Annotated in this window: 11 protein-coding genes and 1 pseudogene; all 12 read right to left on the reverse strand. The window is 41.0% G+C overall.

The window, feature by feature from the left end; all coding sequences use genetic code 11:
* A partial coding sequence (locus BLT_RS22050; RefSeq protein ID WP_161603250.1) for a hemolysin XhlA family protein occupies window positions 1-267 on the reverse strand: 267 nt, incomplete at its 3' end.
* A gap of 158 nt (window positions 268-425) precedes the next feature.
* Window positions 426-1,832, reverse strand: a complete 1,407-nt coding sequence (locus BLT_RS0114410) for a siphovirus ReqiPepy6 Gp37-like family protein (protein ID WP_017728479.1) — start codon at window positions 1,830-1,832, stop codon at window positions 426-428.
* A gap of 33 nt (window positions 1,833-1,865) precedes the next feature.
* Entirely contained in the window at window positions 1,866-2,003 is a 138-nt protein-coding gene (locus tag BLT_RS24260) for a hypothetical protein (protein ID WP_017728480.1), read from the reverse strand.
* A complete protein-coding gene (locus BLT_RS0114420) occupies window positions 2,003-2,563 on the reverse strand; it encodes a hypothetical protein (protein ID WP_017728481.1) in 561 nt (186 codons plus the stop codon). Before BLT_RS0114420 ends, BLT_RS24260 begins: the two co-directional genes overlap by 1 nt.
* Window positions 2,564-2,815, reverse strand: coding sequence for a Gp37-like protein (locus BLT_RS0114425; RefSeq protein WP_017728482.1), 252 nt, complete (start codon window positions 2,813-2,815; stop codon window positions 2,564-2,566). It lies immediately after the preceding gene.
* A gap of 58 nt (window positions 2,816-2,873) precedes the next feature.
* Window positions 2,874-3,035, reverse strand: a complete 162-nt coding sequence (locus BLT_RS24085) for a hypothetical protein (protein WP_017728483.1) — start codon at window positions 3,033-3,035, stop codon at window positions 2,874-2,876.
* Entirely contained in the window at window positions 3,035-3,424 is a 390-nt protein-coding gene (locus tag BLT_RS0114435) for a hypothetical protein (RefSeq protein WP_017728484.1), read from the reverse strand. The genes BLT_RS24085 and BLT_RS0114435 overlap by 1 nt, the downstream gene beginning before the upstream one ends.
* Before the next feature lie 12 nt (window positions 3,425-3,436).
* On the reverse strand, window positions 3,437-4,447 hold the full coding sequence (locus BLT_RS0114440; protein ID WP_017728485.1) for an outer membrane protein assembly factor BamB family protein: 1,011 nt from the start codon (window positions 4,445-4,447) through the stop codon (window positions 3,437-3,439).
* 11 nt (window positions 4,448-4,458) lie between these two features.
* Complete coding sequence (locus BLT_RS22740; protein WP_017728486.1) at window positions 4,459-5,322, reverse strand: hypothetical protein; 864 nt, start codon at window positions 5,320-5,322, stop codon at window positions 4,459-4,461.
* Window positions 5,323-5,328: 6 nt separating this feature from the next.
* Window positions 5,329-5,559, reverse strand: coding sequence for a hypothetical protein (locus BLT_RS0114450; protein WP_017728487.1), 231 nt, complete (start codon window positions 5,557-5,559; stop codon window positions 5,329-5,331).
* Window positions 5,560-5,569: 10 nt separating this feature from the next.
* Window positions 5,570-6,424, reverse strand: coding sequence for a phage tail family protein (locus BLT_RS0114455; protein WP_017728488.1), 855 nt, complete (start codon window positions 6,422-6,424; stop codon window positions 5,570-5,572).
* Between the two features lie 4 nt (window positions 6,425-6,428).
* Window positions 6,429-8,540: pseudogene (locus tag BLT_RS24090) on the reverse strand (hypothetical protein); the annotation flags it as partial.

Here is an 8,540-nt window from a genome sequence, read left to right on the forward strand (position 1 = left end):
AGTAAAAGCCCACACGATAACCCCTGTCACAATCGTTACAACACCGCTGACAATAGCTGTGATTACAATCTTTGTGAGAGTCCGTCTGAGCCACGTTGTATCTTCGACAATTTTGTCTAGGCTTTTCGACAAGCCTTGTATTTCTCTGTCTTGAAGTTTGTCATTGAGTTTAAGTTCATCAATCTCTTTCCTCATGACTTTTTGCTCGACTTCTACACCTTCAAACCGTTTCGACATATTAGCGATGGTACTTTCCATAATGTCCATGCCTGGTTCGCTCCTTTTAGCTTCACTCCCTGACATAATAGACACCCCTCTCTCTATATCTAGGAGCTTAGGCTATTTACTCCCTTGTGATTTTGCGATATAACTAATCTAACTCCTGTTCCTGGTGGCAGGAGCCAGGGGAGTCTGCAGCTCCCCGACTACCTTCTAGTCTCGATCGACATATTGCTCAATTCTTGCTTAATCTTTTCGATAAGTGTAGGCATTGAATGACCGAATACCACCTCTAATTGGAATCCTGACGGTTGGTAAATCTCCCTAACCTCTGTAATACGAGCATCTAGCGTAACGCCCCACTTTTTAACTTGAGTAGTGACCACATCACCTAAATTCCAGTCTTTTTCGTATTTAAATGGCCCGTCTGTTAGTATTTGCGATTCGAAGAATTTTTCTCTATTTCTCTCAGCTAAAGCAGTAAGACCTCTACTTTTAAGCCTTTCATCAATCTCTGCGACAGGAATAGGATCGCCATTTTCGTCCGTTTCCTCAATATCTCGAGCATCTACAAACAATTCGTGACGTTCAAGCCCCTTGGCATCCCCAACAACGACTACTCGTCTCTCTGCTCCTTCTCCCTGTCCTGCTACATATGCAACATTTTTGTAGTCAAGATCGCTATTAACAAATTGAGCGCCTTTAATGTTATCGAAGTCGGCCGAGAATATCACTGGGTTATTTCCTGCTGTATTTGTTGATGTAAGGTCTTTCCCCTCTTCTACATCAAACACCCATTTTTTATTAGCTGTGTCTAGGTACATAAACCACCCTAAACCACTCGTTAGAGAAAGCTTCTCTAATTCATCAAGCAAACTCTTATAACGTGTTTGATAAAACAAAGAAAGCCCCCTCTGCCCATCGGGAGCATTAGCGACTTGTTCAATTTTTCTATTCGGATTTTCGGGGGTAATAAGGTTGTTTTGCACATATCTTTTCATAATCGTTTCTGCGTTCGCTGTGAGACTGTCGTAACCTTGCCCAGAAGGAGGGTTAGTGACCACGTCCAATATCCCTTTCAAAGTAGGGCCTTTAATAATTAGCTGTTCCGATATCATCCCGTTCTCATCAATTCCGACTTCTCTATACTTAATAAGCCCAACTTTTCGAGGGTTGTAGATCGTGCGTGTCAGACTGCCTTTTATGTTAACGTTAAATGTGTGTAACCGTGGTGAGGCGAGAGGATCTTTTGTTATAAAAGTCTGCCTTGTATAGACGTTTCCACCCACTCGCCCTCTAATCGGCAAAGGATCGCCATTCTCGATTGGCAACCAGTTCTCGTTGTCTGTGCTTACTTCGACTAATAGGTCAGTATTAGGTGGTACATCAGCTACCCACGTTACAGCAGATTGGCGATAGTCGTATACTCTGTTAATGTTGAGTGGTGGCGAAACCCTTACCCCTTTTTTTTCATAATACTTTTGATGCGCACCGAAAAACAAATTAAAGATATTTTGTATAGGTTCGTTAGGGGATACAGAGAATTCCACTACCGTGTCAGGTGGTGTTCCTTGGTCGGGATTCCAACTTGGTTGCCACGCTAATTCAAGCACAATAACCCTCCTTTCTTATTCAACTATACGGGCTTATGAGTTAGTTGAAGTAGCCTTCTCTTTCGTAATAACCACTAGCTGACCTTCAGCACTTTCTCTTTTTTCAGTAACGATAAATGTTCTTCCGTCATCTTCGAAAATGTCATTAACTTTCGATTCTCTTAGTTCCATTACTGTATCACCGCTTCCTGTATTGATCGTACCCTAATCATTCTAGTATTTGATTGAGTTACATCCGTATTATTATGGTAGGTAACTCTAAAACTTTTATTGGCAATGTCTCCAAAATGAACACCTCGCCCTAGAAACTCTCTCAACATAGCAGGACTTTCTATAGAATGAGACATTGCATTTCCAGAGAACTGAAGCATACCTACTGTTAACGGCTCACTAAATGGGGAGTTCAGTTCTATAAATCTACTTCTTGTAAGTGTGTCCTCAATGCCGACTATAACTCTATGGTTACCAGTTGTTGCTCCTGTAGGTGCAGGAATATTAATAAAAATCCACTCGAGTTTGGCTATAGTCCCACTGGCTGACAAAATGGTTACTGTGTTAGTTGTACCAGCATCTAACAAACTGCTATCGCTAGCATCCGTTATTGCCAATTGTGCTTTACTCCCAGTTACTTGAGTATCCAGTGTGCCGTTTAACTTCTGTTCAATCGCTTGTAATCGAGTAGATACGTTCTCCCAATGTGTCCTCATTTCGCCTGATGTTACGTTTGTCATTTACTCCACCACCAATCCTTGTATTCCCTCTTTTAAATTTTCTGTCCTGCTTACACTTGTTTCTTCTGTTCTTTCACTCTGCAACATGATAAGATTGCCCTTTTGTAGAGCATCCGTATTCCGTTTGTTGATGTTGATACGAAGTTCAAAATCACCCTTCTTATGCCAGCAAGGGTGATAGATTAAGCTCTCATAATCGTCGATTTCTGCGAGTAGGTTAAAGTCTGTGTCGATGATGCGTATTGGTCGCATAAAAAATACACCTCTTTTCGGGTGTTAGTGGTGTTGTGTATGATCTTCCTGAATTACATTAAGCTGTTGTTTCTTTTGGCAAAGGTTTACCGTCTGTTCCATATCCTCGACTGTTTAATTCTGCTTCGACTTCTTGTTGTCTTGTTTGAGGAACCTGTGCCCAATCAATACCGCCATTTGCTTTGCCTAGGATAATCATGTCTGCATAGATTTTCGCCATTATGCTGTACCTCCTTGAATTTTAGCGTCCGTTTCAATAAGCGCAAGTTTTAATGTTGTCATCTCTTGTTGAGTTGCAATATCTTGCTCAATAAAAGCTAGTTTTAAAGAGATATTTTCTTTTTCTAATAAATCTACTTTATCGTCCAAAATAGGGTCATTGTCGATGTATTCGTACCAAAGATCTTTTGTGTTTACATCTACATGTAAAACACTTCTTTTTCCTATCTGTTTAAACGATTCAGGAATAGATTCAACAAGTACACCATTCCCTTCTAACTCCTCCACCGATTTTCCAAGTCCGAACTCTTCATTGAAAGGAAAATAGTGAATAAAACCAACCGAAAACACTGTGCCATTAACTAGTTTTAAATTGGATAAATATATCATTTTAATCTCCTCTTAATACTGGTCTAATCTAGTAATTACATTCGTACCACCGACATAGACACTTTGTTCTGATACTGTCTGGTTCACGTCAATGCAACGTGCAGTGCTAGCGTTGGGTGTAGAAACGGCATGATTCCATATCACGCTACCGTTTTCTGGATTTAACTTATCTATTCTACTGATGCCCGAAATAATGTAGACCCCATTTGTAGATACTTTCAATCCTGCGATACTCCCTGCTGTAGAAGGTCTAACATTCCAAATAAGAGTACCAGCGGCATTATATTTTCTTAATGTTCCATTTCCATCATAACAATACACATTATTAGTACTGTCAATGGCAACAGACCTAGCCGAAATCGCTTTATTCCATACCACATTAAGGTTATGATCACATAGGATTGCATTATTGTTATTTCCTGCAATAACAAAATTTTCGTTAGCGTCAATATCTAAAATGGTTGCGAATGACATAACCTCAAATAAAAGCGAACCGTCAACACGTGACATTTTAGCCCAGTCTCCGGAGGAATTCACTCGAAAAACAAAATGTTGTGTTGGTGCTATTCCGTGCATATCACCACCAGAACCACCAGATTCCCCTCTCCAAATATAACCTAATGATGCATTATATGCATAAGAACCATTCGATCCTGCAATATAAATGTTGTTACCAAAAAATTTCACCATCCTTATTGCTTGATCGTTAAGAGCTAAAGCTGTTGAACTCAACACATTACCTGTTGTCGGACTTCTTCGCTCCAAAATCCCATTACTCCGACCTGTATAAAGATTCCCATTATTACTGTGAATAGCACAAGTAACCACATGGGTTGTTCCCCCTATCTCATTTGTAAAAATAAGATTATAGAATAGGAGGATATATTGTATAAACTCTTTCCAAATGCCTCCGATTCGCCCGTTTGGTACTACTTGCTGTCGCCAAACGCCACTTATTCGAGTCCAAACGTTCTTTACTTCTCTCCAAGATCCTCCGATTCGCACAAAAGTTTTTTTAGGCAATCACCTCACCTCTATTCGTATTGGAAGTATATGTCGCCATCTTGACCACCACTAGGATTAGCTGTACCAAAGGTTACGTTTCTAACTTGCCTTGTTGAGTAGGCGGTATTACTTTGAGCTGTAACAACACCGGTAAATGTTCCACCGCTTATAGGCATTTGCTTTGTATTATCAACATTACTTAATCCTACTTTTTCTTTGTTTAAAACTAATGTTCCATCTTCTTCGGTTTCAGCTTTCACATGACCAAGTTCTGTTTGTGACGCTTTCTGTGTCTTATGCTCATTAAACGTAGTTAAAGGTGTGAATCCGTCGTCTTTCACACTTTCCATAAACGCATCCCATTCAGCCTGAAAATGAGATGTAGGAACAGTAAGTAACGAGTTTACTAAACCGCACAACTGCTCATCTAACCTTTCATCGACCAAATCAGCAGGATTCAAGGTTGATGTGTTAGCCCTTACTCTAATTTGAGCAAGTGATAGTTCATAGACAAATTCGTCACGTTGCAAGCTAGGCGCTACTGGTGTTTCTGCTGCTGTACCTTGCACAACAAATAATCGAATGAACCTACTCTGATTCCGTTTGTCCAACCTTAAGACAATACGGTCAATGCGGTCTAAAGTCGCTTCCGGTAAAGCATGTTCTAAATATAATCGACTTGTATTCTCATACCCATAACCCTGCATGATTGCTCTCCCAGGGTCAACGAACGTCCTTAAATCCGTACCCTCACAGCCTACAGCAAGTGCGGGTATGTTGTCTGTATGAAGCAACCCTGTACTCAGCACAGAACCAAAGTAGTCGGCAAAGTCTGACGCTTGGTAAGTACGTGGGTCACCCGGTGCTGAGTTAAAAAATTTTGATAGTTCCAATTAGCTTCACCTCTCTAACTCGATAACTTTGTAATTTGGTTGGTACTCATTTTCTGTGAAATACTTTATATCCTCGAAGTTTTCATCACCTATTCTAATAACGTCATTCTTGCTATCTACATAAACACCAGTGGTATTAGACGACAATCCTTCTCTGGCGCAGTCAACCCACACTGACTTATCACCGTGCAATTCAATTGCTTTTTGCAAGTATCGAATTAATTCCGAAGCTTTCATCGTTTCCCTCCTATACTCCTGCATACAGCTTCCTGTATGAGATATTGACGATAGCCCCTTGAATGTCGCTGTCTGCTGAATAAACAATGTGATTCTCGCCCATAACCAACTTAAAAAAGGTGGAATCTAAGTCGATCCACCCGAATACATTAGTCACGCTGCCGTCAGGAGCGACAAACTCCACGCTCTTTCGTCCGTCTGTTGTATCAATTCGCATGTATTCCCCTTCGCCAAGCGTACGGTTTACTTTAATAAACTCACCTGTCGTGACGTTAGTGATAATCGGATTGGCAGCTGGACCATAAAATTCGATTCGCAGCGGAGCAGGGGCATCCCCCTCATTGATGATAATTCTTTCATCCCGCTGTATGCCCATTTCGAATTCACCCTCGAACGGAAATTGGAATAATGGCTCAAAAGTAGGTTGTTCTGTGATATCATCTGATTTCCAGTAGGGATCTGGGCAACGCAAAGACACCAAAGCCCTTTGCCAATTCACGCCACGATTTCTGCTACCACTTGGATAATACGGAACCGAATCGGCTATGCAATCGATATATTTTGTAATTTCATCCGTTTCTACTTTTAACTTCCCTAATCCAAGTTTAGGATTCATTACAGAGGACATCCTATTGCGATTTCTTACCACTTCATTGTAATCTGCACCTTTTATCTTAAGTTCGAGCGAAATGGGTCGTTCCTCTAACACCGCATCAATAAACGTACCGCCATCTTGGGAAGGGGATTTCTCGGTTTGTATATCCGCTACTACATCTCCAAAACCTTCTATCGTTATCAGTTTATATACTGAATTAGTAAAGGAAATTTGGTCACCTCGCGAATTAATAAATGTTATCCTCTCCAAACGATCACCCCCATTCCATTGCCAGTCGTCTTGATTGTCTATCTAGCATTCTTTCAAGTTGACGTTCGGAAACGTCACTCTTTACGTTAATCACGTTTCGTTGTTCGAAACTGCGAGAATTGTTGTTGCTAACAGTACTTATTGGTTGACTATTAGGGAATTTTGGTAGGACAGATGCTAGGTTCGGAACAAACCAACTTGCCATTTCTTCCGCTTTTTTAAGAGCTGAACCCTTCTCTGCATCAATACCAATTTCAATCCCTGCCGGAATCATCTTCCCGATTTTATCTCTCATCCAACGAGACGGTGAATGGATATCTAACACAGACGTCATCGTACTTTGTACAATGTTCGCTAACTCCCTTGCCTTTGCAGCAAGAGCTCCTTTCATCGAGTCAAGACCATCTATCAATCCGTTAATAGCATCTTTCCCAATTTCAGGTAGAGTAGCTGACATGACGTTGAATTCTCCCTCGCTACCCTCTCGCAACTCTTTTGTTTTAGCGATAAAATCGATTTTTAATTCTTCCAATTGATTTGACGACTTTTCGTGAAGTTGCTGAATTTTATTTTCGGTATCTTCTCGAAGCCCTTCCATCTCCATCACTGCATGCTCGCGGGCAATATGACTTTTTTCTCTCCACAAGCTCTCAAAACGATTTAATTGTTCATCGCTCATCCCAACAAGTGCCATGATTTCTGCGGACGCCTTCGGACCCATTGACTGTAATTCTGCAAGCAGACCCTCATCTATGCCCCGTTCAGCTAAGGTTTGTATATTGTCAGACCATTCAGCAAGTGCGTTAACTTGCGCTTCTAAATTGTTAATTAAGTGTTCAGACGCAATTGTTTCTTTTTCTTTAATTTCATCAAAAATACCAGCAAAGCTTCGCAGCGCCTTTGTTCGGTCGTCGACAGCCTTCTGGTATTCATCATTCAATCGCTTCTCTTCGGCGATTAATTGTTCATTTACTTGCTGCACTTTAGCTAGATAATCATCGCTAATACTCTTAAGTTCTTCGTGTATTTGCCGTTTAACATTAGCAACATTCTGCTCTGCTTCAATCCGTTTTTGTGATCCTTCTGCATATCGTTGTGCAACTTGCTCCCACGCTTGCATTTCTTCAAAGAGAGAGAGTTCGTTCAACTTCTTCTTCTCTTCAATCCACGCTTTTTCACTGTTGAACATCTGCTGATCAATGTTGCGCTTCGCATCCCGTAATGCGAGCGCAGCGACTCGTCTTTCTTCTGTTCCGCTTTTAAATTGTCGAACTGCTTCTTGCCAATAGGCGATTTCATCTTGTGTCGAGATTAATTCTAATCTCTTTTTGTTATCGATGAAATTTTGAACTGCATTCAAGCGGTCACGTGATGTTTTATTATTTTCATCGGTAATGACTCTGTTCAATTCTCTTAGTTGCGACTCGGTCGCCTTTATTTCTTGTCTAAGATCAGGAACGGCCGCAGCGGCTAGTTTATCAGACGACTTCTTCACCGTTGTGACTGTATCATTCATACCGATCGCTAGACCCTCGCCAACCCAATTACCAAATTGCTTCATGAGTTTGGACGGAGAGGCGATCTGCAGGATGCTCTTGATTCTCCCTGTAATTGCATCGGTAACATCTGTGATTGCTTGTCTTACGTCCTCTATCTTCCCTTTAATTCCGTTAATCAGCCCTTGTATGATGTCTTTCCCTATCTGCACAAGGTCAATGCCGCGCAGAAACTCCATAGCAGCATTCCAACCTTCGATTACGTTTCGCTTGGCTTCATTCATCTTTTGTTTAACTGCGTTTACGATATCTTGAAACTTTTGCTGAACGGTGTTCCACATCCTTGTTAAAGTTTCAGTAAAAAAGGATTTTACAGAGTTCCATATCGATTGCAGCGTCGACTTTGCTTGATTTGTTTTTTCTCGAACTGAAGCTCTGATATTCTCAAAGATGTTTGTTGCTGTTCTCAAAAGGGCTGTCCATAACCCTGAAATGTAAACTTTGAATGTATCCCACGCAAGCCTTACATTGCTAATGAGAGTTTTCACAACCGTAACAACAGAGTCTTTTAAGGCGTTCCAAATCGTTGAGGCAGCATTTTTGATGTTACCCCATATTGC

Source organism: Halalkalibacterium ligniniphilum (assembly GCF_000334155.1).
Lineage (GTDB): Bacteria > Bacillota > Bacilli > Bacillales > Bacillaceae_D > Halalkalibacterium > Halalkalibacterium ligniniphilum.

Coding starts and splice junctions, on each gene's coding strand:
- BLT_RS24260 (WP_017728480.1), bottom strand. CDS start 2,003: ATGGAACTAAGAGAATCGAAAGTTAATGACATTTTCGAAGATGACGGA.
- BLT_RS0114420 (WP_017728481.1), bottom strand. CDS start 2,563: ATGACAAACGTAACATCAGGCGAAATGAGGACACATTGGGAGAACGTA.
- BLT_RS0114425 (WP_017728482.1), bottom strand. CDS start 2,815: ATGCGACCAATACGCATCATCGACACAGACTTTAACCTACTCGCAGAA.
- BLT_RS24085 (WP_017728483.1), bottom strand. CDS start 3,035: ATGGCGAAAATCTATGCAGACATGATTATCCTAGGCAAAGCAAATGGC.
- BLT_RS0114435 (WP_017728484.1), bottom strand. CDS start 3,424: ATGATATATTTATCCAATTTAAAACTAGTTAATGGCACAGTGTTTTCG.
- BLT_RS0114450 (WP_017728487.1), bottom strand. CDS start 5,559: ATGAAAGCTTCGGAATTAATTCGATACTTGCAAAAAGCAATTGAATTG.